We start from the raw sequence: 26,223 nt of genomic DNA, 5'->3' as shown, positions 1-26,223 counted from the left end.
GTCGTTGGAGGCCCGCTTTGAACGATTCCGATCGCCACCGTCTGATCGCCGAGATGCTTCGCGAACGGCCCTTTGCGTCGGTTCGCGATTTGCAGGAGCGACTTCGGGTCTCTCCTGCCACGATACGGAGGGATATCGACAAGCTTCACGAGATTGGGGTCGCCCGGAAGGTTTACGGCGGGATTTCCGCGAACGAGCCGTCGACCACGGCGCGCCTTTCCGCTCGTCCCTATGATGAAAACCGAGACATAGCGGTCGATGCTAAGCGTGCGATCGCCGAAACCGCCGCGGGGCTGGTGCGGGATGGAGACTCGATTATCGTGCATGCGGGATCGACCTGCTATCAACTCGGTCTGAAATTGGCTCGCCGCAACGTCCGCCTCTACACAAATTCCATGCCCTTAGCCGCATACGTCGGCGAGCATGGGACTTGCCATCTGACTTTGGCGGGCGGAGTGCTGTACCGCGAGCCGGGAATTATCCACGACGCGTCAGCGGGCGCGCCCGACTTCTTCGCCTCACGATTTTTCGTAGGGACGCAGGGTATCAGCACCGAGGGGCTTCTTGAATCACATCCGTTGTTGACGAAGGCGATTGGAGAGCTGAGCAGTTGTGCAGACGAAATCGTCCTCCTTGCAGATAGCCGCAAGCTCTCGATCCAACCGCGCAATGTCGTCCTCCCGCTTTCGCGTATCGGCACGATCGTGATCGACGACGGACTCTCGGATGTCGGAGCAAAGATGCTTGAGGATGCGGGTGTTACGATAATGATCGCGACGGTGGGAGGTCAGGCATGACGCCATCAAACGCGATCGCGGTCTTCGATCTCGGCAAGACCAATTCGAAACTCTTTGTCTTCGATACAGACGGGTCCGTACTTTCGGAAACGCGAACAAAGCCGTTGTGGGCCGAATACGAGGGTTTTCGCGTACTTGACGACGAGGCTCTCTACGAATGGATGAAGATCTCGCTCGCGCGTGCGGTCGAAGACCATTCGGTCGGACACGTCATCTTCTCCGGTCATGGCTGCACGTTTGCGCTCGTCGAGCAGGATCACCTTGTCCATCCGATCCTCGACTATGAACAGGAACCTCCTCCGTCGCTGGCAGGTCGGATCGAGTTATATATCCCGCCTTTCTTAGAGACCTATTCTCCAAAGCTTCCGCTGGGTTTCAACTACGGGCGGCACATGCTGTGGCTGGAGGCCGTCAGGCCCGAGGCGCTAAACCGCGCCGATGCTGTTCTTTCCTATCCGCAGTTCTGGTCATGGAAGTTCTCTGGTCGCAAGGTCTCGGAAGTCTCCTACATCGGCTGCCACTCTCACTTGTGGGCACCCCTGCTCGGTGATTTCAGCAGTCTTGTCGACAGCCGAGGATGGCGTGAAAAGATGCCCGATTTCGAAAAAGCGGGGGCTGCCTTGGGCCGCTGGGAGGGCGCTTCGGACGAAGGGGCTGCACTCTCGGTCGTGGTCCACAATGGTGTGCACGACAGCAATTCGGCGCTCTACTATTATCGTTCTGTCGGCTTCGAGAATTTCACCCTCGTATCGACCGGCACTTGGGTAGTGATCTTCAATTCGGCATGCCCCCTCGATGCGCTGGATGAGCATCGGGACATGCTGGCGAACGTAACGGTCGACGGCAGGCCAGCACCCACGATCCGATTCATGGGAGGCAGAGAGTACGATCTTGCAAGCGGGGGCTGGAACACGCCGATCAGCATCGAAGCACTATCACGCGTGATTGCAAAAGGCGTGTTCGCATTGCCGTCGTTCGCGCCAGGCGGGCCGATGCAGGGTTTCGAAGGCCGGTTCGTGGGACCGGAGGTCGAAGGCGAGGAGAGGGCGGCGGTTGCGCTTCTCTACGTGGTTCTCATGACCAGTCTTTCTCTCGATCTCATTCGGTCGGCGAACCCGATCGTCATAGACGGGGGCCTGGTCAAGACAGGTTTGTTTGCCGAGATACTCGCACAGCTGCGTCCTGCACAGCCGATATTTAGAAGTGCGACAGCTGAAGGCAGCGCGTTTGGGGCTGCTGCGCTTGTCTTCGACATGTTGGGTCTGAAGCCGTTTGCAAATGAGACACGTCAGGTAGCACCGGCGCAGCTTTTCGGACTCGAAGCCTACCGCGATGCGTGGAAAGCACTGGCTGAGATCGACGAACCGGAGGCGGTGCCAAGGAAGGAGTTCCACGCATGAGCGCGGCAAACACCGAAACGCGCGTACCCGTTCTGGAGATGCGCAATATCAGCAAGACGTTCGCGAGCACAAAGGCGCTCACCAATGTTTCGTTGACGGTCTATCCGGGAGAAGTCCATGCTTTGATGGGAGAAAACGGGGCGGGCAAATCGACCCTGATGAAGGTCCTGTCGGGGGCCTATGTCGCCGATCCTGGCGGCGCCGTACTCGTTGAGGGAACGCCGATCGTGGCGGGAGATCCGATCAAGGCCAAGGCAAACGGAATCTCGGTCATTTACCAGGAGCTGTCTCTCGCCCCAAACCTGACGGTTGCCCAGAACATGTTTCTGGGTGCCGAGCCATCACGCTATGGTGTCGTCGACAAGGCTGCGGCACGCGCCCGTGCCGAGCCAATCCTCAAGCAACTGGGCACGACGTTCGGTCCGGCGCAACTCGTGGCGACGCTCTCGTTGGGCGAACGTCAGATGGTGGAAATTGCCCGAGCACTCACCACCAATGCGAAGATCATCGTCATGGACGAGCCGACCACCTCACTGACTTCACGGGAGACGGAACGGCTGTTCGAGGTCATCGCGGGCCTCAAGGCACGGGGCATCGCCGTCATCTATATCAGTCACAGGATGGAGGAAATCTACGCGCTCGCAGATCGCGTCAGCGTCCTGCGGGACAGCGCTTACGTGGGCACGCTCGAGCGTGAACAGCTATCGGCCGAGCGACTGGTCTCCATGATGGTCGGTCGCGATCTCTCGACCTTCTACAAGAAGGAACACCGTACGGCGCCTCACGTGGCCAAAACCGTCCTCTCCGTGACAGATATCGGTGACGGTCGGCGGGTTCTCGGGTGTTCATTCGATGCAAGGGCAGGTGAAGTCCTTGGTATCGCCGGTCTGGTCGGATCCGGACGGACGGAACTGGCGCGTCTTATATTCGGTGCGGACCATAAAACGACCGGCACCGTGTCCCTCGAAGGCAAAGAGCTCGCCATCGGTGGTCCTCGCGACGCGATGGAAGCCGGGATCGCGTATCTCACCGAAGACAGGAAGGGTCTCGGACTTTTCCTCGATATGACGATCAACGAGAACATCAACATCGGCGTTATCGGTAAAGACGCCGGCCCCGGCGGTATCCTCAATTTCGCCGCCGCCCGGGAGCGTGCGGCCCGTGCCATAAAATCACTTTCCATTCGCACATTGAGCGCAAGCATCAATGTCGGCGCGCTGTCGGGTGGCAACCAGCAGAAGGCACTGATCGCTCGTCTCCTCGAAACGAAGCCCAAGGTTATCATTTTCGACGAACCGACACGCGGCGTCGACGTGGGGGCGAAGTCCGAGATTTACCGGATAATCGACGAACTCGCTCAGGCAGGCATAGCGATCGTGGTGATCTCGAGCGACTTGCCGGAGATCATCGGCATTGCCGATCGCGTCCTCGTCATGCGCGAAGGCCGGATCGCCGGCGAAGTGCTGGCGACGCCCAATCAGCCAATCAGCCAGGAAGCCATCATGGCCTTCTCCACCGGATCGGCGTCGAAAGTCGCCTGAAGCCGGCTAACAAAGACGACGGGATTAAAGATATGACCTCGACATCAACCGACCAGCCGAACGCCGGCAAGGCAAAATTCAGATCGACCCTCACCGCGCTCGGTATGTTGCCCGTGCTCGTCATACTGGCCATCGGCTTTCACCTGTTGAGCGGTCGCTTTTTAAGCGTCAACAACCTGTCGATCGTCATGCAGCAGGCATCGATCAACACTGTTCTGGCCGCCGGAATGACGTTCGTCATCCTGACGGGTGGCATCGATCTCTCGGTAGGCTCCATCCTTGCTGCCTCGGCTATGGTGGGCGTGATCGTGTCTCTCTGGCCGGACGTCGGCATGCTGGGCATCCCGGCTGCGATCGGCGTCGGTCTCGCTTGCGGTGTTGTCAACGGAACCATCATTTCCGCGCTCAAGCTTCCGCCCTTCATCGTCACACTCGGCTCACTGACCGCGATGCGCGGCATTGCCCGACTGCTTGGCAATGACACGACGGTTTTCAATCCCGACCTGCCGTTCGACTTCATCGGAAATGGCAGTTTCTTCGGCGTCCCATGGCTCGCGATCATCGCTCTGGCGACAATCCTGATCTCGTGGTTCATCCTGAAGCGCACGGTATTGGGGACTTGGATTTATGCTGTCGGCGGAAACGTGGAGGCAGCGCGCCTTACGGGCATCAAGGTTCCGCTGGTGCTGCTCTTCGTCTACTCGATGTCGGGTCTGCTCTCAGGGCTTGGGGGCGTGATGTCGGCGGCTCGCCTGTATGCCGCAAACGGCCTGCAGCTTGGCCAATCGTACGAACTTGATGCCATCGCCGCTGTTATTCTAGGCGGCACCAGCTTTGTCGGCGGTGTCGGTTCGATCTGGGGCACCCTCATCGGAGCCCTCATCATCGCGGTGCTGTCGAACGGCCTCATCCTCGTCGGTGTTTCCGACATCTGGCAGTACATCATCAAGGGACTTGTCATCATCGTTGCCGTGGCGCTCGACCGCTACAGGCTGAAAGGACTTAGCCGCACCTAAAGTGTGGCTGGAGGAACCGGGTTGCCGGATAACAGGCGCAGGAAGCGCCATAAGGAGGAAAATATGCGCATGATTTCGAAACTGCTCGCAGCGACCGCTCTGGCCGCAGCAATTGCAATGCCGGCAGCCGCCAAGGACCTTCAGAAGATCGGCATTTCCGTCGGTCTGCTTGGCAACCCGTTCTTCGTTGCGACCATCAAGGGCATCGAGGATCGCGCCAAGGAAATCAATCCGAACGTTCAGGTCACCTCGGTCTCGGCTGACTACGACCTCAATAAGCAGGTTTCGCAGATCGACAGCTTCATCGCTGCTGGCGTTGACATCATCATGTTGAACGCCGTCGATGCCAAGGCAATCGCCCCTGCCGTCAAGAAAGCCCAGGCTGCCGGCGTTATCGTCGCCGCCTTCGACGTTTCGGCCCCGGGCGCTGACGTCACCGTGATGACGAACAACATCAAGGCTGGTGAAGAGGCGTGCCAGTACATCGTCGATCAGCTCAAGGGTAAGGGTAACGTCGTGATCATCAACGGGCCTGCTTCTTCATCGATCCTCGACCGCGTCCAGGGTTGCAAGAACGTGCTGGCGAAGAACCCGGACATCAAGATCCTGTCCGACGACCAGAACGGTCAGGGTTCGCGTGATGGCGGTCTTGCCGTCATGCAGGGCCTGCTGACGCGCTTCGACAAGATTGACGCCGTCTTCGCCATCAACGACCCGACTGGCATCGGTGCGGAACTTGCCGCCAAGCAGCTGAACCGCAACGAGTTCTTCATCACCGCCGTCGACGGTGCTCCAGACATTGAAAAGTCGCTCGCAAGCGGCAATTCGATGATCAAGGCATCAGCTTCCCAAGACCCCTACGTCATGGCCGGCGACGCGCTCAAGATGGCTGTCGATGTTCTGAACGGCAAGAAACCAGCGGAAAACACCGTGCTTCTCGACCCGAAGCTCATCACGGCCGACAACGTCAAGGACTACAAGGGCTGGACTGCAGCTCGCTAAGGTTTCCTCCGGGAGCTCGCCGGTGCGGTCAGGCTCGGCGAGCCCTTTCTTCAATGGAATAGGATTTAGAGCCATGTCCAAAATCGGCGTCCACTCTTTCGTTTGGAGCGCTGGCTCGTCTCGCGATGAGCTTGAGCGCACGCTTGCGAGATCGCATGAACTCGGCTTCAAGCTCGTGGAGTTTTCATATCTCGATCCCAAGCTGGTCGACGTGAAGTGGCTCTCGTCTCGCATCCGGGAATTGGGTCTCGACGTCGCAGTGAGCATGGGCCTGCCGGCCGATGGCGACATCTCCAGCGATAATCCCGCGGTGGTCGCCAACGGTGAGGCCATATTGGACAGAGCGGTTGCGCTCGTTCGCGATCTTGGTGGCACAAAACTCGCCGGCATTTTGAGTTCCTCGCACGGAAAACAGGAGCGCGCACTGTCTCGCAAGGCATGGGATACCAGCGTCAGCACCCTTTCACGCGTCGCCGATCGCGCAAGGGAATCAGGCGTGACCCTCAATCTCGAGATCGTCAACCGTTTCGAAAGCAATATGCTCAATACGGCAGCTCAAGGCCTGGCCTACATCAACGACACAGGTGCTTCGAACGTCTTTCTGCATCTCGACACCTTCCACATGAATATTGAGGAAGCTGACGTCGGATTGGCAATATGCAATGCCGCCGATAAAATCGGCTATGTCCATATCGGTGAAAGCCACCGTGGATATCTTGGAACCGGCACCATCGATTTTGCGGGCATCTTCGACGCGTTGGTCGCCATTGGATGGGATGACTATGTGACCTTCGAATCTTTTTCAATGGCTATCGTGGACAAGGACCTGTCGTTGAAGACAGCGATCTGGAGAAATCTCTGGGATGACAATGTTGCGCTCGCGAGCCATGCTCTGCAATTCATTGAGCTCGGTTTGCAAACCGCGCGCCTCAAAGCCGAACTTGTAAAGAACGCTCACGCGCCATCGGCTTAGAGTTGCCGGATAGGTAATGAGCAGGGCAAAGAACGAGATGGCGGAGCCGCCCGCATCAAATACGATGCGCAGCTTCTTAGGGATTTCCGGAACAAGGGGTCAGGACAAGATTAGTGCGAAATCGTACGCCAACCGATTCGTGCATATTTTCGTAGTTTGCCTGGTGTCCTAAATATGTGCTTTGACATCGACGTTGCCCAACGTTTCTCGGGATTGAAATACGATATCACAGGAGCCGGTGAACGCGACGTCCTGAAGGGTGGCCGCGGCGATGACATCTTCAAGGGAGACGCCGGTGTTGCCTTCCTCGATGGAGGCAAGCGAGCCGACATCCTTTATGCCAATGGTACCGGCCCCGAGGTCGACGTGGAAGCGCACTATCGCCGGCGACCATCAACAATGCCAACGCCGCATTGTCGTCTTCATCGAAAGGCTACTGCTTATACAAATCCAACTCAGCACTCGGCTATCATCCTGCAGTGGAGCGGCAGTCAGATTTCGGAACCTCTCATTTGAGAAGGACTAGGCTTGCGGCGCCGATCAAACCGGCATGCCTTCCGAGTTGCGCCGGCACGACCGGCACATCGCGGTAAGCGGGCATCGCGCGCTCCTGAATGGTGCCCTCGATCCGTTCGCGAAGGAGACCGTAGCCATGGGAAATTCCACCGCCCATGACGATCATATCCGGCGAGTAGAGGTGGAGAAGATTGGTAAAGCCGATGCCCAGCCAGCGAGCCTCCTTGTCAATCAGCGCAAGGGCTGCTTCGTCACCTCCGCGCGCAGCCTCGACAACGTGTTGGCCCGTCACGTCGCCATCGTGTGACAGCGCACGTAGCACTGAACCGTCACCCGGTTTTGTCAGTGCTGTCGCACGACGTCCAAGTGCCGTGCCCGACGCCACCGCCTCGAAGCAGCCCACCGCCCCGCAAAGGCATCGTTCACTCTCGCCGGTGATGGTCATATGGCCGATTTCACCTGCGAGCCCACGACGACCGTGCACGATCCGGCCATCGGCGATCACCCCACCGCCAATGCCGGTGGACACGGTGACGAACACAAGGGAGGCCGTGCCGCGCCCGGCGCCGAAACGCCATTCGCCGAGAGCGGCGGCGTTTGCATCGTTCTCCAACCGGACAGGCAGGTTCAAGCGATCTTCAAGAAGGCGCGCGAGGGGTACTTCACGCCAGCCCGAGAGTGTCGGCGGTGCAGTCAGGATGCCCGCGGCCGGATCAAGCGGGCCGGGCGCTCCGACGCCGATACCGAGCGGCCTGGCGTCGGGAAGTTCCGAACAGGCTTCCTCCGCAAGCACTGTGATCTGCTCGATGACTGCATCCGGCCCATCCCTGGCGCGCGTCGGAGCGGATGCGAACGCCAATAACTTGCCGCCGTCGCCAACCAGTGCGGCGCGCAACTCCGTTCCACCCAGATCGAATGCGAGCGCAATTCTGCTCATTGCGGCGCGGCCTCCAGAGCACGCAGCCAGGCGATGCGCCCCGGCAGATCCATGTCGCCGAACGCCAGTGATCCGAGCACGACCGTCTCGGCACCTGCTGCCCGCAACAGCGGAACGGTCTGTTCGCGGATGCCGCCATCCGCTGCAAGGACGATCTCCTTTTCACGTCCGACGCGCTTCATCCGCGATCGCGCTTCGCGCAACCGGTCGCAGGCTTTGTCCGAAAGGCTTTGTCCCTTGACGCCGATCGAGGTCCCGAGCAGCGTGAAGAAGGCGACCTCAGTCAGGAACGGTTCTGCCGCGGCGACCGGAGTTTCCAGTCGCAAAACGACACCGGCTTCGGCCCCAAGCTCTTTTGCGAGTGCCACCGCACGCAAGCCGGCTTCCCCATTCTCGGCATGAACACTGATGAGATCGGCGCCCGCCTCGATGAACTGGCGCGTCTGCTCCTCGACGATCTCGGCCTCGACCATCAGGTGCACATGGATCGGCTTTGCCGTCAGCCTGGCGATGCGGGCGACGAAATCGGGAAAGAACAGGAAGCCCGGCGTGAAGCGCGCGTCGGCTACGTCGATATGGTGGAGATCGACATAGGGTTCGATGCGGCGAAGGTCGCGCTCCATATTGGCAAGATCTGCGGACCAGAGTGAAAACTCGCCGAGTAGCCTATGCCGTGGCAATGCGGCGAAGGCGCCGCCCGAGAGAGAGTTCGATGTCATGGCTGAGCGGCGCTCCGATGTTTGAATTCTGTGGTGAGGAATTGCTGGATCACCGTTCGGACCCCGGCGAAATGCGCTTCGGCATCCGCTGCCTTTGCCGGCACTTCGATGAAATGGGCATTTGGAAGCGTGTCAGCCAGCAATCGCGCGACGGCGAGGGGGTGAATAGCATCCTGCCCGTTGCCGAGGACGAGGGCGGGAACAGTGAGGTTTTCCGCGTCTTCCAGCGAAACGCCGGTTCCATCCGAGGCGATGTCGCAGAGGACGTCGGCGAAAGCTCGTGCATCCGGGCGTTCGAAATAGCCAAGCAGAGAGGCGAGATTGTCTGGCGCTTCCATCCGCAGACGTTCCGCCGTCGCCGACCTGGGAAAAAGTGTCTGGCCGTCGCCAGGCGAATGAGATCGAAGCAATGCCGCGATCTCGCGGATCGGCGCGAGATTGTCTGGGGCGTGGGCAAACGACCATGCCGGTCGCACCAGAATGAGACCCATGACGCGCTCGGGATACGTTTTGGCCAAATGCAGCGCGATGGCTGCGCCCATCGAGACGCCGCCGGCGATGAACCGATCTATTCCCTTTTCGTCTGCCGCGGCCAAGACGTCGGCTGCAAACATCGCAATCGAGAAGGGGCGTCGCGTTCCGAGCGTCGAGCTTCCATGCCCGCGGCACTCGGTCGTGATCCGCCGCCAGTCGCACCCTTCCGGGATAACCTGCGCGACCTGTGCCTCATTGCCTCCGAGCCCGTGTTGAAAGAGCAAGGCTTGGCCTGTCCCGCAGTCGTAGACTGAAAGGTCGGCATCGTCGCGTCTGAAGGCGACGTGCGTCTTCATTGGATCAGATCCGACAGAAATCTGGCGACAGCGGGTGCTTCTTCTGCCGCAAGACCGTGCGTGACGAGCGCACCGCTGAAACTGGTCGCGCGCAGGCCGTCGATGAAGGCGGGAAAATCGACGATACCCTGACCTGCGGTCGCGAAGCGGCCATCGGCATAACGATCCTTCGCATGGGCCATCGTCACATACCCGGCAGAGATATCGATCGCCCTAGCAACGATGTCGGACACTTCGGCCGGTGCTGCCTGCTCGAAGAGGTTTGCCGGATCGAGCACGATGCGCAGGCGCCTCGAACCTATCTCTTCGATCAGCCGCACCGCATCAGCGGCGGAGGTGACGATGTTTGCCTGTTCCGGCTCGATGCCAAGATCGATCCCGTGTCGCTCGGCAAGTTCCAGCGCCTTTTCCATTTCGGCCGCCATATCGGCCCAGGCGGACGGAAGTGCATTGTCGGGATGATGCATCCATTGGTCTTGGGCATGACGGCTGCCGGTGCAAAGCGTCACAAGCGGAATCTGCAGGGCCGCCGCCGTTTCGATCACCACTCCAAGCTGTTTGAGCCCTCTTTCGCGCACGGACCTGTCCGGATGGGCCATGTTATACGTGCCCGAAAGTGCCACGAGCGAAACGCCGGTCTCCTCAGATGCTGTCCGGATCGCGGTGATCGTTTCCGGCGCTACCGCATCGGGCATCGACGGCAGGCCGACGCAGGCGAGATTGAACTGCGTCGTCGCAAATCCGCAGTCACGCACGGCCGAGAGTACTTGCCGGGGATCGGTGCCGGGGAAGGTTTTTGCAAAGATGCCAAGCTGCATCAGACCGATCCCGTGACGGTTGCGAGTTCGATGCGTTCGCCCGTTTCTACCGAGCGGGCGATGGCGACCATGGCGCGGATGGAGGCGATGCCATCCTCTATATCGGCGCCGCGCATTGGCGCACCGTTCAGCACGGTATCGGCAAGCCCTTCCAGCTGCCGGCGGAAGAAGTGCCCGTCGGCTCCCAGCGGCTTTCGGGTCGTCGCGTCCTTTTCGTGGAAGATCTCGACTTCACTCGCCCTGAGGTACCAGGGATTGAAGGTCTTGGCGATCACCGAACCGTTTTCGCCATAGAGCTGGAAGCCCTCATGCCAGTCCATGCGGACGGCGACCGTCAGATCGAGATGACCGAGCGCGCCATTGGCAAATTCGGTTGCCACGAACCAGCAATAGGCGCCGGCACGCTCGATAAGGCGGGCTCGCACCGCGACGATCTCACCACACAGGAAACGAGCGGTATCGACGAGATGCGAGCCATGCGCCAGCATGAAATACTGGCGCAGGTCAGCCTTGGGGTTTTCTGTGGGTTTCTTGGCGAATTTGCTGGTGATCGGCAGCGGCTGGACCGCATCGGTATTGGTGTAGCGGTGGGTGGAGTCGCAGTACCATGCTTTCAACGCGAAGATCTCGCCGATATCGTCACGGACAAAATCCCGAGCAGCCTCCAGCCCCGGGTCGAAACGCTTCATGTGACCGACCTGCAGCACTTTGCCGGAGCGCTTGACGGCGTCGGCGAGCGCCCGGCCTTCCTCGACCGTAACACCAGTGGGCTTCTCGCAGAGCACATGCTTTCCAGCATCGAGCGCTTTGATCGACATCGGTACGTGATAGGCGTCCGACGTGGCGATGATGACGGCTTCGAGCTCGGGATCGGCGAGCATCGCGTCATAATCGGCGTACATCTTCTGTGGTTCGTACGTCGCACCCATGCGAGCAAGCAGGTCCGGCGCTGCATCGCAGATGGCGTAGAGGTCGGCATTCCTGGCTTTCAAGCAGGATTCGAGATGGGCGAACTGTGCGATCGGGCCACAGCCGAGCACGCCCACACGCAGCCGGCGGTCTTCCTTACGGATCATGACTTCTCCCTCAGGCGCCGTAGCGGCGCATTGTTTCACGGTTCGCCCGGACGGCTGCCACGGGATTGGCGGCGGCCGTGTCTGATTCCTCTTCCAGGACCAGCCAGCCATTGAAGCGCGGCGCAGCAGCGACGATGTCGATCACGGCGGGCCTATCGCAGACCCCCTTGCCAAGCATAGCCCATTTGCCGTTCGCATCGACGTCCTTAAGGTGCAGATAGCGGATGCGGTCCTGATAGGTTCGCAGCGTATCGAGAATATCCATATGGCCGCGCAGGATATGCCCGGTATCCGGGACCCAGCCGACGAGGTTCTTGTCGATAAGCGAAAAGATCCGGTCATAATCGGCACGGTCGAACAGCAGCGTATTGTGGTGCGAGCTTGGATGCACAGCGATATCCACGCCCGATGCCCTGCCCAGCTCGCCAGCCCGATTGTAGAATTCCGAAGCGATTTCGAATTTCGCTTCCCGCGGTCCTTCCGAAACAACCGTCGCCGAGCCGATCGAAACGAGGGCGCCGGAAAAGGCGGCCGCGAAATCGATCCAGCGCTGTGTCGTTCTGAGGTCGTTGTCGATCTCTTGCCTGACAGTAAAGCCGCTTTTCGAGCCCATCGCGAAAGACACGAGCGTCAGGCCATGTTTCTTCAGGCTTGCGGCGAAATCGTCGGGGCGGTCTGCGTAGTGGCCGATCATCGTGTCGGTGATCTCGATGCCCGCATAGCCGCCCTTCGCAATGGCATCCAGCAGATCGTCCGGGCGGCCATTCCAGTTTTTCCCGAGCATTTCCCAGGTGAATGTCTGGCAGCCGACTTTCAGGTCTCTGATGCTCATGCCTCATTCCTTGATGCGATGATATTCGATGGGTTTTCCGCATGGTTTATAAAAATTTATCGCGCGTCAAGAAATAAAATGTTCTATAGCGATTGTCGCGGCAGCAACGCCCATCGGGGGAAACATTTGAGATTGGTGGGGAGGCCAATTCATGAAAGCAAATCCGGGAACCAGGCTGGGCATCGGCGTTATCGGCTGCGGCAATATCTCGATGACTTATCTTCGTAACGCTGCCCTGTTTGCCGGAGTCCAATTGAGGGCCTGTGCCGACATCTCATCCGACATGTCGGCGCTGAGGGCGAAGGAATATGGCATCCGGGCAATGGAGGTCGACGCGCTCTTGGCAGACCCCGAAGTCGACCTTATACTGAACCTCACCATCCCGGCCGTTCATTTCGACGTGACGATGTCGGCACTTTCTGCGGGCAAGCACGTCTTCACCGAAAAGCCGCTTGCGACGTCGGCCGCCGAGGGCCGCAAGCTGGTGGCTGAAGCTGGAGGTCGCGGTCTTCTCTTGGGTTCGGCTCCCGATACATTCCTCGGCGCCGCCGGCCGGCGCGCACGAGGCCTGATGAATGCAGGTGCGATCGGTCGCCCGGTCAGCGGCACCGCCTTCATGTTCGGCCGCGGCATGGAACATTGGCATCCCAATCCGCAATTCTATTATCAACCCGGTGGCGGACCGATGTTCGACATGGGTCCCTATTATCTGACGATGCTGGTCAATCTGCTCGGGCCGGTGAAAAGTGTCATGGCGATGGCGACGAAAGGCCAGGAAGAACGGCTGATCACGGCCGATGGCCCCTTCAAGAACACGAGGTTCAAAGTGGGCACGCCGACCAACGTGCTCTCGCTCCTCGAGTTTCAATCGGGCACAACGGTGAATTTCGGCACGTCATGGGACGTCTTCCGGCACTCCAATCATCCGATCGAGCTGCACGGCACGGAAGGTTCGTTGCGCTTGCCAGATCCCGATACGTTCGGCGGAACGGTCTCGCTTTCCGAGCGTGGCGCCGAATGGAAGAATTTCGAAAGCGAAGGCGAGTTGTATGGCGCTTCGAACTGGCCATATAGCGCTCCCGACCGCGCCAATTATCGCATGCTGGGCGTTGCCGATCTCATCCGCGCGCTTGGCGAGGGCAGGGCGCCGCGGGCCTCCGGCGATTTGGCCCTTCATGTTCTCGAAATCATGGAAGCGACCCTGGTATCCAGCGAGGCTAGGAGCGCGGTTGCCATTGCGAGCACAGTCGCACAACCGCCGCTGCTCGGCGAAGACGAAGCCCGCAGCCTGCTTGCTTGAGGAGAAACGATGAACGATCGATTGGATGCCGGCGCCGCGCATGTCCTGGCGCTCGGCCGCGCCGCAAACCAGCCACCGTTTGAGCGCGGGACGGTAAACGAGGCGCGCGCCGCCTATGACGCGGGTTGCCCGACATTGCAGGGCGATCGCGAGCCGGTCGGGGCGATCGAGGACAGAACAATTGCAGGGACGGGCGGCCCGATCTCGGTCAGGATCTATCGAGGTTTGGGTGCGCCAGACGCGGATGCGCCGGCACTTCTTTACCTTCACGGTGGTGGCTGGGTCGTCGGCACGCTTGAATCCCATGACGAGATCTGCCGGTGGTTTGCAAATATCGGCGCCTGTGCGGTAATTTGTCCTGACTATCGGCTGGCCCCCGAGCACAAGTTCCCTGCGGGTTTGGAGGATTGCGTATCGGCTCTTGCCTATATCGTGGAGCAGGCAAGCGCGCTCGGTATCGATCCAGATCGCATTGCCGTCGCGGGCGACAGTGCCGGCGGCAATCTGGCTGCTGTCCTGTCGCTTCTCTCGCGGGATGGCGTTGCCCAGAAAATCTCGGTCCAACTTCTGCTCTATCCCAACACCGATGCCGGACAGACGGCTGACAGCTATGTGAGGTTTTCCGAAGGATACGGTTTGACGACCTCGACGATGCGCTGGTTCCGGGATCACTACGTCCGCGATGCGGCCGATATCGGTGACTGGCGCGTCTCACCCCTGCGTGTCGGAAATGTCGCGGGCGTGCCACCGGCCTTCGTCGCGATTGCCGGCCATGATATCCTTGCAGACGAAGGTGAGGCATATGCCCGCCGGCTTGCCGAGGCGGGTGTCCCTGTAGTCCTGCGGCATTGGCAGGACCAGATCCATGGCTTCATTTCCATGGGGCGGCACATTCCGGCGGCGCGGCGGGCGGTGGAAGAGGCGGTTGCCGGATGGCGCAGCCTCGTCGATCACGCCGACTGACGCATCACCAATGTACCGTCGAGGATGATTTTTCGCGCGACAACCTTTGTGGCGTCATTGTCTTCATCGAGCATCGACAGCAGTGTGTCGACGCTGCCGCGCGCCATGGCGGTGAAGTCTTGCGCCATTGTCGTCAATGGCGGGCAGGTATAGCGGCTGAGAGGGTGGTCGTCATGGGCGGCGATGCGAAGATCGCTGTCGCTTCGGCGGCCGACGCGAAGGCCGCGCGAGTGGGCGGCTGCCATTGCGCCGAAGGCGAGGCGATCGTTTGCGCAGAGAATCGTCCTGCCCGGGAGCGTTCCGGTCGCGATCATTGCATCGGTCTGCTCGTATCCCATACGTTCGAAATCCCAGCCATAATTCTCAGTGGCGCCAAACACGACCGGTTCGAAACCGAGCGACTTGATCGTGGCGATATAGCTTGCCAGCCTCTCCCCGGAATTGTGATTGACATGCGGAATGTCGAAATATGCGGGCGCCTCGCCCGATCGGCAGAGATAGTCGACAATCGTCGCAACGCTTTGGGCGTTATTGTTGCCAATGAAGGGCGTGTCGCCTTCGATGAACGTATCGAAGTAGACAATGGGAATGCTCTCCCGGAGTTTTTCGAAGATGCCTGGCTCGGAAGAGAGACCAAGAGGCGCGATGATCGCACCGGCAGCCTTCAAGGACAGAAGCGTGTTCACAGCCTCGGCTTCGAGATCCGGCAAGCCGTGGGACGAAATGACGATTGGCCAGTAACCTTCACCACGCACGAGCAATTCCAGACGGTTGATCATTTCGGCATAGAATGGATCTGTGATGACAGGCACGAGAATGCCAATGTTTCGTGTCCTCTTGCGATTAAGGTTGCGGGCATAGAGGTTCGGCCGGTAGTCCGATGCCGACAGCGCGTCCTCGATGCGTTTGCGCGTCCCCGGCTTTACGCTGCTCGGGTTATCGAAATACCGGGAAAGCGTTGGACGAGAAACGCCACAGGACCGGGCGAAATCGTCCATGGTTTTGATCGTCATCTTGTTCCTTGGCAATTCTGGTTGCACTGCGCCAAGGCTCGTCTGCGTCAGATATCGCAAAGGCGGAGTGTGGGGCTTTCGAATTGCGTTTGTAGCCTGAGAATATCGCATGCGCAAAATTTTTTGTTACATGAAGAACAATTGGCATTTGGCCGCCTCTACACATAGCGCACTTCGACCCCCAGCTTGTCCAGTCGACTGCGAATCCCGTGCGGCATGCCGGTGTCGGTAATGATCAGATCGACCCGGGAAAGCGAAAATGCCTTGGACGAAGCACCAATATCCCACTTGCTGGAATCCGCCACGAGAATGACGCGCCTCGCCATGCGGACCAGATTGCGTTTTGTGCGCGCAATGTCTTCCGAGACATCGACGACATCGAATGCGTGATCGATGGCATGAGCGCTGAGGAACGCCTGGTGGGCGACAAGACCGCCGACCGCCTTATCGGAATCCGAGACGATCGTGCTGACGGTGCTGGGAAAGACCCGGCCGCCTATCATGTGCACGTCCAGCCCTGGCCGATACATGAGATGCTGCGCGATATTCATGGCGGTTGTGGCCACCACGACGTTACTGACCGGCGGCATTTGCATGGCGACCTGCAGCAGTGTCGAGCCGCTGTCGAACACAATGGACTGGTTGTCGATGATCTGGCGTGCGGCCATCTGCGCGATGCGCCGCTTAGCATCGAAATTGCGGTTCATCCGTTCTTCGAAGGCTGCCGCGGGCGAGCTGGCAGGTAAAGCGATCGCGCCGCCATGCGTTTTGATGAGCAGCTTCTTGGCGTCCAGAATTTCCAGGTCGGATCTGATGGTCACCTCTGAGACACCGAAGTTTTCCGCCAGCTGCGTGGTGCGCGCTTGGCCGGTCCGCTGAAGTTCCAGCATGATCTGATGTCGCCGTTGTTCCGCAAGCATGTGTGCCTCCGAATTCCTTTCGATGACGGTACCTAGCTTTCGAAAATCGAAAATCCAGGGCAACCCTTTGTGCTCAAAAAACGCGATGAAGGGCGTGTAAGTGGATGTCCAGCCCATTTGACGTCAGTTTTAGATCAAAACGAAAGGAATCGAAATATTGAACATTCGTTTATTTTCGAGTTAGGCTCTCGGCGAGCAATCAAACTTGTGGAGGGACAGCATCGAAATGGGCCTTGGAACCAAGATTCGCCTGTCACGGCTGTTTTCACATCCGTCAGGGCATTTGTTCGGTGGCGCAGTCGACCACTTCGTTGGTTATGGCAACGTGCGAGAGGGCGGTCTGGCGGATCTGCCGGGCGCTCTAAAGCGGGTGATGGCCGGAGAGCCGGACTATATCAGCATTCAGCCTGGTGCTGCGCGCCACTTGTGGCCCGCCTATGCCGGCAAGGCCGCTTTGGTCATTCAAGCCGGCTGCTTTACGCCGGACGACCGAATCCGTCAGCTAATCGCAACCCCCGAGGATGCGGTACGCTACGGTGCCGATGCTCTGGCCGTTGCCATTCCGGTGCGCGGCAATACGGAAGGCGAATATATTCGCTGGCTCACCGATACCGTCAACGCCGCCGCTCGCTTTGAAATGCCGGTCGTTGCGCATGTCTATCCCCGCGACTATTCAAACGGCGGCAAGATCGTCTTCACTCCGGACGAAATTGCCTATGCTGTGCGGATCGGGTTTGAGACCGGCGTCGACGTGATCAAGGTCGGGTACACCGGGGACTTCGACTCTTTCAGGGAAACCGTCGCCACGTGCCCGGTTCCCATCGTTATCGCTGGCGGCCCGAAAACGGAAAATCTGCTCGGGGCTCTGACTCAGACCTTCGATGCATTGCGTGCGGGGGCAAAGGGTGCCGTGGTGGGGCGAAACCTCTGGGGGCACGGCGACACGACGATGGCGGCTCGCGCCTTCAAGTTCGTCATTCACGGCGGTATGGCACCGCAAGAGGCGCTCGCTGCCGCGGGCGGTTGACAGGTGGTACACAACCTTCAGGTTCTGGGCTTCGGCGCTCTGGCGATCGACGATATCATCTATGTCGACCGACCGCTGAGTGCCGGCAAGGGGAAGGTGACAAGTCGCACCCAGGACCACGGCGGCAATGTCGCGACGGCCCTTGTTGCGGTCGCGAAGCTTGGGGGGCGGGCCGGTTTCATCGGCTGGCTGAGCAATCAGCCTCTTACCGATATCAGCGCCCGCGAGCTTGAACGGCATGGGGTCGATATATCCTTTGCGCCGCGCCGCGCCGATGCCCGGCCAATACGGTCGGTGATCACGGTCGGACCCGAAGGTGACAGGTTTATCGCCTATGACGATGATGTGCCGCACGGAACCTCCGAGGCTGTGACCGACAAAACTCTTGCACAAGCCCAGGTGCTGTTGATCGACGGCTATGCCACCCACGCCGATACGATCGTTGCGCGCGCCCGCATGCTCGGTCTTGCGGTGGTGGCAGACATTGAATGGACGATCGGGCCTGCGACGGAACGATTGATGAGCCTGTCCAACCATCTGGTATTGCCACTGAAATTTGCTCAGACTTATTCCTGCGAAACGGATCCGACGTTGATCCTGCACGAGCTTTGGTCCGATGACCGTACCGCAGTCGTTCTGACCGACGGTGAACGAGGATCCTATGTCAGGCAGGCGAGGGACGCCGTTTTTTGGCATGTTCCGGCCTACGAGGTTAAGGCAGTCGACACCACGGGCGCCGGAGATTGCTTTCACGGCGCTTATGCTTTTGCGCTGACACAGGGAAAGCAGCCTGTCGACTGCGCCGTTTATGCAACTGCCGCAGCGGCGATCTCGGTGACTGGCCCCGGTGGCCGCATGGCGCTGCCGGATCAAAGCGCCTGTCTCGCGTGGCTGGCGAGGGAAGATGCACCCGTGCCCAGGCCGGTTGTGCCGCCAGGCTGAGAATCCGTAATACTAGTGCGCTGGACGATCGGATTTGTGCTGCGCAGATGACGGTTTCGGTTCAATCGAAACAGCGCCGGGGAGGGGCTGTCCTGACGATCGGATGGCGACGATACCAAGGAGGAAGTGCCGTGGCTGTTGTTGTACTCGATAAAATTTGCAAGACCTTTGGAACCAAAATTCCACGCGATCAAGGATCTTAGCCTGACGATAAATGATGGCGAGTTCCTCATCCTCGTCGGCCCTTCGGGATGCGGGAAATCGACGGCATTGCGCATGATCGCCGGGCTGGAGGAGATCAGCAGCGGGACCCTGAGCATCGGTGGAGAAAATGTCGAGGATCTCGCACCGAAGGACCGGGACATAGCAATGGTCTTTCAAAATTATGCGCTCTATCCGCATATGACGGTGTTCGACAACATTGCCTTCTCGATGAAGCTTGCGGGCAAGAACAAGGAAGAGCGCACGAAGCGGGTCAATGAGATCGCCAAGACACTTCAGTTGCATACGCTGCTCGACAGCAAACCGGCCTCGCTCTCCGGCGGTCAACGCCAGCGGGTCGCCATGGGACGCGCAATGGTACGGGAACCGGCAGCTTTTCTCATGGACGAGCCCCTGTCAAATCTCGATGCTAAGCTGCGCATTCGCCCAGAAGACCTTTACGACAGCGGTCTGGAACCGGGATCACGCTACGCAACGATCCCGGCCCTTGTGAAATCGATCGAGGAACTGGGCTCCGAGCTGATCGTTCATCTGAAGATCGAAGCAGTGCGGATCAGCTCCGGTGACCCCGATGCCGTCGAGGACTTGAGCGGTGCGGCAAACGCCGTCGCGAAGTTCGAAGCCGTCAGCACAGTCCAGCCGGGCGCAATGGTCAACTTGGCGATCGATGTCGCCAAGCTGCACTTCTTCGATCCCCAGACGCATCTGGCAATCTAACAAGATCCGCGGTGGCGGAGCTGGTTGGCGGGCGGTCGCAGGAGCGCCTGCTTACTCCATTGTTTACAAGTGCTCGCCGCCATCCTCGTCGCTCTTTGCCGCAGCCTTTGTGCTTTCCGCATCGGCACCACAGGACCGTCTCGGGACCCCGTGACTTTGCGGCACAGACGCCAGGCTCTCTTTTGGTGGTCGTTGGAACCGAATTGCGACTTTAAAGTGATATCTCTAGGCGTACAGCTCCGCCGAACCTGCTTTTCCCATACCGCTCACAAGCTTTCATTTGTTTTCCTTTGAACGCCTCGCCTTTCATTTGTTTACGAAAGTAAAGAAAAAATGCAACACGAGCAATATGTCGGAAAGAAAAAAACGTATCGAGATTGATAGCTAGAATCTTTGAAAATCAATATGTTAAAGGCATTTTTAGCACTCCTGGGGCCTGCTTGCTTTTTCCGATTGCAGTTCTTCATTGACAGCCAGAGGCCTCAAGGAACCTACTTTGGGCTCGGTCGGGAGGATCGAGCAAAATATCATTCCTAGGGAGGGAAACATGAACGTCAGAAGATATATCATGGCGGCTCAGTCGGCGCTGGCCGCTTGGGCACTATGCGCCACTTGCGCCTTTGCTCAGACCAATCTCGAGTTCATTCAATGGTGGGAACCAGAAATGCCCGCCGGCGCTCTGCGCAGCATCATGGACGACTTTGAAGCCAAAAACCCCGGCATCAAGGTGACGCTCGTCAGCGGTCCCTATTCCGCCACCCATGATCAGATCGTTGTCGGAGCCGCGTCGGGGACACTCAGCGATGTCGTCGGCCTGGACGGCGCATGGGTTAACGGCTTGGCAAAGCAGGGCGCAATTGCCTCGATGGACAGCCTGATGGCTGATGCCAAATATGATCAGAGCCAGATCGCCGATATCATCAAGGTCAACGGGCAAAGCGTCATGTTCCCGCTTGCCTCGTTCGTCTACCCGGTCTTTGTCAACCTCGATCTGGCGAAGGCGGCCGGTGTCGAAAAGATGCCGACAAACCGCAGCGAATTTGCCGCTGCCGCAAAGAAGATGACCAACGCGGACAAGAATCAATATGGTTGGGTGCTGCCGCTTTCGTTGCAAAATCCCGGCGGCATCCAAAATGACGTGATGTCCTGGGTTTGGGCATCGGGAGCATCCATGCTGAAGGATGGCAAGCCCGATCTCGAAAACGCCTCCGTGGTCGGCACGCTTGAATACGTCAAGTCGCTGCAGGACGCCGGCGTCATCTCGCCTGGTATTTTTGCGAAGAAGGAACAGGACAAGGTCGAAGAGTTCGTCAACGGACGTGTCGGCATGATGATCGACTCGTTGGCGCACATCAATCTCATTCGCCAGCGAAACCCCAATCTCAAGTTCGGCATCTCCGCCCTTCCAGCCGTCGACGGCTATACTGGCAAGCGCGGGCTGCCCTATGCTTCCTGGGGTATCGGCATCAGCGACAAAAGCGAGCACAAAGCGGAGGCCTGGAAGCTCGTCGAATATCTGATGAGCCCGGAAGTGAACAGCCGTCTCGTGTCGATCGCCAATGCCTTCCCGGGCAATATCCACGCCAAGCCCGACTTCTCCAAGTCAGATCCGCTGTTCGAAGAAGCTTTCAAAATCTTCCAGAGCGGAAAGCTCGCCAACGAATTCGTCGGACTGCCGGTGGCCGACGATCTGATGCGCCAGATGAACGTCGAAGTTCAAAAGATGTTCGACGGTCAGCAAGGCGCAAAGGAGGCAGCCGCCAATACGCAGAAGCAATGGTTGGCCGAATTCGCGAAGTAGTCTCCCAAGACGGCAGCGGCAGCGTGATAGACTTCAATCACGCTGCCGCTACACCGCGACCAAGCAATGCGTTACGACCAGGGAGAAATTACCTCTGATGAGCCTCGCCACAGAAACATCGATCCGCACGCGTGTTAAATTACGAAGGCCCGGCATTCTTTCCTACAAGACGCGAAAGAGGCTTTTACCCTATCTATACGTCGCACCGGCGACGTTTCTTTTCTGCCTGCTGATGCTGTTTCCCATGCTCACCGTCCTGCGCTATTCGCTGATGGACGGTGCGATCACAAAAAAGGACGCGTCCTTCGTTGGTTTGCAGAACTATGTGACGATCTTCAAAGATCCGGTTTTCTGGCAGGCGGTCGGACAGACACTCTACTTCACGATAATGAGCGTCATCTTCCATCTTCTGATCGGTCTGGCCTTCGCCCTTTTGCTCAACAGCCAGCGTGTCGACCCGTTGATCAGAAGCATTCTGCGGGTTCTCTACATTTTGCCCTGGCTCTTCACGGCGGTGATCATCGCGATCATCTGGCGGCTGCTGCTGGACCCCAATGGCGTCGTCAACAGCATTCTGATGACGCTCCATATCATTGACTTCAAGGTCGAGTGGTTTTCTTCCACCACAACCGCGCTGCACGCGCTGACCTTTGCGAATATCTGGGCGGGATACCCGCTCTACATGGTCAGCCTTCTCGCCGGTCTTCAGGGCATTCCCAAGGATCTCTACGAGGCCGCCGGCATTGACGGGGCCAATGAGTTCCAAAAATTCCGCTACATCACGATCCCGCAATTGACGCCGATCATCATCAGCATCGCCTTGCTTGATTTCATCTGGACGATGCAGGTCTTTCCCCTCGTGTGGATGACGACGGGAGGCGGTCCGATCTACGCGACCGAGGTGCTCAGCACCTACACCTACAAACTCGCTTTTTCGAGCTACGAATTTTCGCGCGCGTCGGCGAGCGCAATCTTCATTCTGATCACCTCGATGGGCGCCACGTATTTCTACATCAAACATCAGAAGGCCAGGTGACCGGCAATGGCAAAACGCTCTCTCAGTCGCACCATAGTGCCAACCCTCCTGATATATCTCGGGCTGGCGGTCGGGCTGGTCTTCGCGGGCTTTCCGATCCTGTGGATGTTCTTCACGTCCTTGAAATCGAATACCGAAATCTTTGCCCTGCCGCCGCGGCTGCTGCCGGACCATTTCACCAGCGTCGCCTATCTTGCGATCTTCAACGACCCGACTAAGGTTCGTTTCTTCATCAACAGCTATCTCGTTGCGGGAGTGGTAACGGGTCTCACGGTGCTGATCGCCATCCTGACGGCCTATGCTTTCAGCCGGTATACATTCCGGCTCAAGAAAACGCTGAACGTCTTCATCATCAGCACGCAGACCGTGCCGCCGATCACGCTTTTGATCCCCTATTTTGGCATGGTCGTCGCCCTCGGTATTTTCAACACCTATTTTGCGTTGATTTTGACCTACATGGTCTTTACCCTGCCTTACGCGATCCTTCTCATGACCGGCTATCTCAATACCTTGCCAAAGGAACTCGACGAGGCGGTGCTTGTCGACGGCGGGTCGAGCTGGACGGCGCTATGGCGTGTGATCATCCCGCTGTCTGTACCTGGCATTGTCGCGACGGCGGTCTATACCTTTCTGCTGGCATGGAACGAATTCCTCTTCGCCCTGACTTTGACGAAGTCGATGGACATGCGGACGGTTCCGATCGGTATCGAGCTTCTTATGGGTCAGCATGCGTTCGAATGGAACGAGATGATGGCGATGAGCGTGCTGGGATCGCTCCCGCTCTTGGTTCTGTATTTAATAGCTCAACGCTACTTCCTGGCGGGCATGGCGGCCGGATCGGTGAAGAGCTGAGCAGCGGTCGGAGCCACCGGTAGCGCAATTCACTCGTTGTTCATTGCCGATTTGTCTTCAAGTTGCGGTGGTCGACGATCGATGTTCTATCATCATGCCGCATAAATGTGGGGCATATCGAACGGGACGCCGTCGGAGTCGACCGGCATCGCCGACAGACCGGCTGACAAAAGGTTCTTCTATGGCATCGGTAACGATCGATCGGGTCTTGAAGCAGTATGGCGCGGCATCGGTGATTCACGGCGTATCCGTGGATATCGAAGATGGCGAATTCGTCACGCTTGTCGGCCCCTCGGCTGCGGCAAGTCCACGCTTTTGCGCATGCTGGCGGGACTGGAACATATCAGCGGCGGCGAAACTCGAATTGACGGGCGTACTGTCACGACATCGCGCCCAAGCAGCGGGACATCGCCATGGTGTTCCAGAGCTATGCGCTTTATTCGCACATGACCGTCCGGGAAAACATGGATTTTGCGCTCGAACTCGAGGGCCGAGACAAGGCGACGATCAACAGGCTCGTCAATGAGATGGCCGGCATTCTCGCCCTCGAACCCTTGCTCGATTGCCTGCCGAAACAGCTTTCCGGCGGTCAGCGCCAGCGCGTCGCCATGGGCCGCGCCATCGTGCGTCATCCGAAAGTGTTTCTCTTCGACGAGCCACTTTCCAATCTCGATGCCAAGCTGCGTGTCACCATGCGCAGCGAGATCGAGGACCTGCACTGGCGGCTCGGCACCACCATTGTCTATGTCACACACGACCAGATCGAGGCGATGACCATGGCCGACAAAATCGTCGTCATGCGCGCTGGCCGAGTCGAGCAGATCGGCAAGCCACTCGACCTCTATGATCGTCCGAACAATACGTTCGTCGCGGCCTTCATCGGTTCGCCCTCGATGCGCGGACACCCATCTATTGGTCCGGGTCGGCACGCAGACGGCAGTAATCGTGCTACACTGACGAGCAGATCTCTCGCCTGATCAGCAGACCCACCTTTCACCCAAAGCGGAGAAAATTCGCCTCTTCTCCGCCTAAGGCAATCGAGTCAGCTGATCCTTACGTCCTCCCGCTGAACTGCAAAACCCAGCGGGGCGCGGTTCAGCAGCGTTTTTACGAGCAGATGTCCTTTAATTGACGTGACCTGGTTCGACCCTCATCAAAGCGATTAAGCGGCATATCCTGAATAACGGCTGGAGCAACTCCGGCCGTTATCAGACGGGCTGGACCGATCCCACGACCATCGGTTCAATCTGGCTGCCCGAAATCTCTTATGCCCGAGTGCGGATGATCGTCTTACCTGTCCGTCGCTCTGTTGAGTTGAATGCGGCGACGGCAGTATCAAGCGTTGAGATGTTGCCGACCTTCGTTCGAAGGCCCCCGTCACGTACCCGCCAAGGGCGGTAACCACGCCGGCGAACTCATGGCCCGGGATTGATGGGGTTCGTCTTTGACCGACGCAATCGGTCCAAGTGGAGGCCAAGTCAGTTCGGTCGGCACGAAGGCCGATCGTGAACCTCAACGATAACGTCGTTTATCGCCGCCTGCAGCTGCGGCCGCTCGGCCAATGGTATGCCGGCGGTGCCGGCGGCTTCGACCGCTGCCCAACGCCTTTCTGGACGACTACCACACCAATTCGTTCCCGCCGCGTGAAAGCGACAGTACGCTAGGCGGCCGACGGTCCAGGGTCTTCCGGCTCCTCCGGCGGCCTTCCGCTGCACGCGGGTCCGACACCTTGCACCAACCTCAGGATCGGCTTGTCGCCCGAGCCCATCCTCACCGGAAAGCCGCGCGATCTGCGCATCACGCGCTCCGGCTGGTAGTTCACCGCGTCCAGCGAGATCGCTTCGAGATGGCCGTCGACGTTTTCGATGACGATGGTCTGACCCTCCCTCAGGCCAAGGAGCGCAAGTCCGCGTAGTGTGTCTACCGGAAGAAGCATTCCGACCGGCGTCGTCATTCGGTCGGTGGTAAGAACACGTGTATCGCGTCGGCCGTCGACGCTGAAAGTTACGCGACTGTTCACACTAGCAACATCCTCCGGCAGATCCTCCCTAAACAGCACAATGGCAGAAGCCTTCTTCCGCCTGACGAGGCTTAGGAGAGCGGTGTCGCGCACGAGTGGGTCGTCGTGTATCGTCTCGAGCAGGGTGTAGTCCTTCGTGGTCAGCAGGCATTGATCGTTCATCGCATTTCTCCATCGCCCGCAGAGGGGCGTTCATAACCGACATGGATGGAGTTCCCCTGGCCGCGCGCGGCACAGGGGTCAGCGTTCTGCGGTAATACACCCTCCAGGAAGACGAGGGCGATTGTAGGCGCTCATAACAGGTGCTCCGTTTCTGCGGGCTCTCGCACCGTCCCCACAGTCAGGCGATGCAACCGCCCATCGCGAGCCGTCCAGTCGATCGAGTGACCGGTTTTCAGGCCAATCAATGCGACACCGATCGGCGTAAGGATTGAAACCTTGCCTTCGGCAATGTCTGCCTCTCCGGGAAACACGAGGGTCACCTGCTTGTCTTCGCCCAAGTCACTCGTAAAGCGGATAGTGGAGCCCATCTGGACGACATCGGAAGGGACGAGGGCGTCATCGACAAGGCGCGCCCGTTCCAGTTCTTGAAGGAGGTCGTCGGACACATCAGGGTTCTTGGATGCATGGGCCTCGGCGAGCTTGGTCAGCCTTCCGCATTGTCCCTTGCCTATGATAATCGCCGGTCTTCGCGAGGTCCTGCTGCTTGCCATTCGATAACTCCTCGATGCCGCGAACCGGGTTCTGCGACGGCGAACAATTAAATCGTTGAGAAGATGTCCGGAGGCTCCCGGCCTCGGCCGCCAACGCCCCTCGGCGGTAGCTGTGCGGCCGGGCAGGGGTCAAGTTCCTGCGATGAGGAACACCCGCCTTACGACGATATCATGATGCAAGATCATGATGAACCCCCAACGAGTCAAGGATGGTGTCCTCTCCCGGCGGCGCAGGGTCAA

General features: G+C 58.9%; 25 protein-coding genes and 4 pseudogenes. 16 read left to right on the top strand and 13 right to left on the bottom strand.

Going from position 1 to position 26,223, the window contains the following annotated elements; all coding sequences use genetic code 11:
- Positions 1-17 precede the first annotated feature (17 nt).
- The 6 genes from FHX15_RS26865 to FHX15_RS26840 all read left to right on the top strand — a co-directional run bounded on the left by FHX15_RS26865 (position 18) and on the right by FHX15_RS26840 (position 6,729).
- Positions 18-797 carry a DeoR/GlpR family DNA-binding transcription regulator gene (locus FHX15_RS26865; protein WP_184401380.1) on the top strand — a complete coding sequence of 260 codons (780 nt, stop codon included), beginning with the start codon at positions 18-20 and terminating at the stop codon, positions 795-797.
- Entirely contained in the window at positions 794-2,197 is a 1,404-nt protein-coding gene (locus tag FHX15_RS26860; protein WP_184401379.1) for an FGGY-family carbohydrate kinase, read from the top strand. The genes FHX15_RS26865 and FHX15_RS26860 overlap by 4 nt, the downstream gene beginning before the upstream one ends.
- On the top strand, positions 2,194-3,738 hold the full coding sequence (locus tag FHX15_RS26855) for a sugar ABC transporter ATP-binding protein (RefSeq protein ID WP_184401378.1): 1,545 nt from the start codon (positions 2,194-2,196) through the stop codon (positions 3,736-3,738). The genes FHX15_RS26860 and FHX15_RS26855 overlap by 4 nt, the downstream gene beginning before the upstream one ends.
- Positions 3,739-3,770: 32 nt before the next feature.
- Positions 3,771-4,754 (top strand): ABC transporter permease subunit, encoded by a 984-nt coding sequence (locus FHX15_RS26850; protein ID WP_183749984.1) that lies wholly within the window; start codon positions 3,771-3,773, stop codon positions 4,752-4,754.
- A gap of 63 nt (positions 4,755-4,817) precedes the next feature.
- Complete coding sequence (locus tag FHX15_RS26845) at positions 4,818-5,756, top strand: ABC transporter substrate-binding protein (protein ID WP_183749985.1); 939 nt, start codon at positions 4,818-4,820, stop codon at positions 5,754-5,756.
- Positions 5,757-5,829: 73 nt separating this feature from the next.
- The gene (locus FHX15_RS26840) at positions 5,830-6,729 is read left to right on the top strand and encodes a sugar phosphate isomerase/epimerase (RefSeq protein ID WP_184401377.1); all 900 of its coding nucleotides are present in this window, start codon (positions 5,830-5,832) and stop codon (positions 6,727-6,729) included.
- Between the two features lie 168 nt (positions 6,730-6,897).
- On the opposite strand, the gene FHX15_RS26835 is transcribed toward FHX15_RS26840, so the two are convergent.
- The 7 genes from FHX15_RS26835 to FHX15_RS26805 all read right to left on the bottom strand — a co-directional run bounded on the left by FHX15_RS26835 (position 6,898) and on the right by FHX15_RS26805 (position 12,457).
- Positions 6,898-7,107: a hypothetical protein gene (locus tag FHX15_RS26835; RefSeq protein WP_184401376.1), complete on the bottom strand. Its 210-nt coding sequence runs from the start codon at positions 7,105-7,107 to the stop codon at positions 6,898-6,900.
- A gap of 130 nt (positions 7,108-7,237) precedes the next feature.
- A complete protein-coding gene (locus tag FHX15_RS26830; RefSeq protein ID WP_184401375.1) occupies positions 7,238-8,182 on the bottom strand; it encodes an ROK family protein in 945 nt (314 codons plus the stop codon).
- A complete protein-coding gene (locus FHX15_RS26825; protein WP_184401374.1) occupies positions 8,179-8,901 on the bottom strand; it encodes a ribulose-phosphate 3-epimerase in 723 nt (240 codons plus the stop codon). Before FHX15_RS26825 ends, FHX15_RS26830 begins: the two co-directional genes overlap by 4 nt.
- Positions 8,898-9,731 carry an alpha/beta fold hydrolase gene (locus tag FHX15_RS26820; protein WP_184401373.1) on the bottom strand — a complete coding sequence of 278 codons (834 nt, stop codon included), beginning with the start codon at positions 9,729-9,731 and terminating at the stop codon, positions 8,898-8,900. The genes FHX15_RS26825 and FHX15_RS26820 overlap by 4 nt, the downstream gene beginning before the upstream one ends.
- Complete coding sequence (locus FHX15_RS26815) at positions 9,728-10,549, bottom strand: sugar phosphate isomerase/epimerase family protein (RefSeq protein ID WP_184401372.1); 822 nt, start codon at positions 10,547-10,549, stop codon at positions 9,728-9,730. The genes FHX15_RS26820 and FHX15_RS26815 overlap by 4 nt, the downstream gene beginning before the upstream one ends.
- A complete protein-coding gene (locus tag FHX15_RS26810) occupies positions 10,549-11,625 on the bottom strand; it encodes a Gfo/Idh/MocA family protein (protein ID WP_184401371.1) in 1,077 nt (358 codons plus the stop codon). The genes FHX15_RS26815 and FHX15_RS26810 overlap by 1 nt, the downstream gene beginning before the upstream one ends.
- Positions 11,626-11,635: 10 nt before the next feature.
- Positions 11,636-12,457, bottom strand: coding sequence for a sugar phosphate isomerase/epimerase (locus FHX15_RS26805; RefSeq protein WP_184401370.1), 822 nt, complete (start codon positions 12,455-12,457; stop codon positions 11,636-11,638).
- A gap of 151 nt (positions 12,458-12,608) precedes the next feature.
- Here FHX15_RS26805 and FHX15_RS26800 point away from each other — a divergent pair, with 151 nt between their 5' ends.
- Both FHX15_RS26800 and FHX15_RS26795 read left to right on the top strand, forming a co-directional pair.
- Positions 12,609-13,757 carry a Gfo/Idh/MocA family protein gene (locus tag FHX15_RS26800; RefSeq protein WP_184401369.1) on the top strand — a complete coding sequence of 383 codons (1,149 nt, stop codon included), beginning with the start codon at positions 12,609-12,611 and terminating at the stop codon, positions 13,755-13,757.
- Positions 13,758-13,766: 9 nt separating this feature from the next.
- Complete coding sequence (locus FHX15_RS26795; RefSeq protein WP_184401368.1) at positions 13,767-14,720, top strand: alpha/beta hydrolase; 954 nt, start codon at positions 13,767-13,769, stop codon at positions 14,718-14,720.
- Here FHX15_RS26795 and FHX15_RS26790 read toward each other — a convergent pair.
- On the bottom strand, positions 14,708-15,733 hold the full coding sequence (locus tag FHX15_RS26790; protein WP_184401367.1) for a LacI family DNA-binding transcriptional regulator: 1,026 nt from the start codon (positions 15,731-15,733) through the stop codon (positions 14,708-14,710). The genes FHX15_RS26795 and FHX15_RS26790 overlap by 13 nt on opposite strands.
- Positions 15,734-15,891: 158 nt before the next feature.
- Positions 15,892-16,653 (bottom strand): DeoR/GlpR family DNA-binding transcription regulator, encoded by a 762-nt coding sequence (locus FHX15_RS26785; protein ID WP_184401402.1) that lies wholly within the window; start codon positions 16,651-16,653, stop codon positions 15,892-15,894.
- Between the two features lie 226 nt (positions 16,654-16,879).
- Here FHX15_RS26785 and FHX15_RS26780 point away from each other — a divergent pair, with 226 nt between their 5' ends.
- The 6 genes and pseudogenes from FHX15_RS26780 to FHX15_RS26755 all read left to right on the top strand — a co-directional run bounded on the left by FHX15_RS26780 (position 16,880) and on the right by FHX15_RS26755 (position 23,250).
- The gene (locus FHX15_RS26780; protein WP_184401366.1) at positions 16,880-17,680 is read left to right on the top strand and encodes a class I fructose-bisphosphate aldolase; all 801 of its coding nucleotides are present in this window, start codon (positions 16,880-16,882) and stop codon (positions 17,678-17,680) included.
- A gap of 3 nt (positions 17,681-17,683) precedes the next feature.
- Positions 17,684-18,622, top strand: a complete 939-nt coding sequence (locus FHX15_RS26775) for a PfkB family carbohydrate kinase (RefSeq protein ID WP_184401365.1) — start codon at positions 17,684-17,686, stop codon at positions 18,620-18,622.
- 131 nt (positions 18,623-18,753) lie between these two features.
- Positions 18,754-19,561, top strand: a pseudogene (locus FHX15_RS31190) (ABC transporter ATP-binding protein).
- A gap of 547 nt (positions 19,562-20,108) precedes the next feature.
- Positions 20,109-21,362, top strand: a complete 1,254-nt coding sequence (locus FHX15_RS26765; RefSeq protein ID WP_184401364.1) for a sugar ABC transporter substrate-binding protein — start codon at positions 20,109-20,111, stop codon at positions 21,360-21,362.
- 97 nt (positions 21,363-21,459) lie between these two features.
- Positions 21,460-22,398, top strand: coding sequence for a carbohydrate ABC transporter permease (locus FHX15_RS26760; protein WP_184401363.1), 939 nt, complete (start codon positions 21,460-21,462; stop codon positions 22,396-22,398).
- Positions 22,399-22,404: 6 nt separating this feature from the next.
- Complete coding sequence (locus FHX15_RS26755) at positions 22,405-23,250, top strand: carbohydrate ABC transporter permease (protein ID WP_184401362.1); 846 nt, start codon at positions 22,405-22,407, stop codon at positions 23,248-23,250.
- A gap of 95 nt (positions 23,251-23,345) precedes the next feature.
- On the opposite strand, the pseudogene FHX15_RS31850 reads toward FHX15_RS26755, so the two are convergent.
- Positions 23,346-23,429: pseudogene (locus tag FHX15_RS31850) on the bottom strand (catalase); the annotation flags it as partial.
- 2 nt (positions 23,430-23,431) lie between these two features.
- Here FHX15_RS31850 and FHX15_RS26750 point away from each other — a divergent pair.
- Positions 23,432-24,282 (top strand): annotated as a pseudogene (locus FHX15_RS26750) (ABC transporter ATP-binding protein).
- 340 nt (positions 24,283-24,622) lie between these two features.
- Here the strand turns inward: FHX15_RS26750 and FHX15_RS31180 are convergent.
- Positions 24,623-24,818: pseudogene (locus FHX15_RS31180) on the bottom strand (alcohol dehydrogenase catalytic domain-containing protein); the annotation flags it as partial.
- Here FHX15_RS31180 and FHX15_RS26745 point away from each other — a divergent pair.
- A complete protein-coding gene (locus tag FHX15_RS26745; RefSeq protein WP_184401361.1) occupies positions 24,756-24,914 on the top strand; it encodes a hypothetical protein in 159 nt (52 codons plus the stop codon). The pseudogene FHX15_RS31180 and the gene FHX15_RS26745 overlap by 63 nt on opposite strands.
- Here the strand turns inward: FHX15_RS26745 and FHX15_RS26740 are convergent.
- The gene (locus FHX15_RS26740; protein WP_184401360.1) at positions 24,911-25,432 is read right to left on the bottom strand and encodes a nucleoside-diphosphate kinase; all 522 of its coding nucleotides are present in this window, start codon (positions 25,430-25,432) and stop codon (positions 24,911-24,913) included. The genes FHX15_RS26745 and FHX15_RS26740 overlap by 4 nt on opposite strands.
- 131 nt (positions 25,433-25,563) lie before the next feature.
- A complete protein-coding gene (gene rnk, locus FHX15_RS26735; protein WP_184401359.1) occupies positions 25,564-25,983 on the bottom strand; it encodes a nucleoside diphosphate kinase regulator in 420 nt (139 codons plus the stop codon).
- Between the last annotated feature and the right edge of the window lie 240 nt (positions 25,984-26,223).

This window comes from Rhizobium sp. BK650 (assembly GCF_014195325.1).
Taxonomy (GTDB): Bacteria; Pseudomonadota; Alphaproteobacteria; order Rhizobiales; family Rhizobiaceae; genus Rhizobium.
The sequence above is the reverse complement of the archived record's forward strand: the minus strand, read 5'-3'. Positions and strand labels throughout refer to the sequence as shown.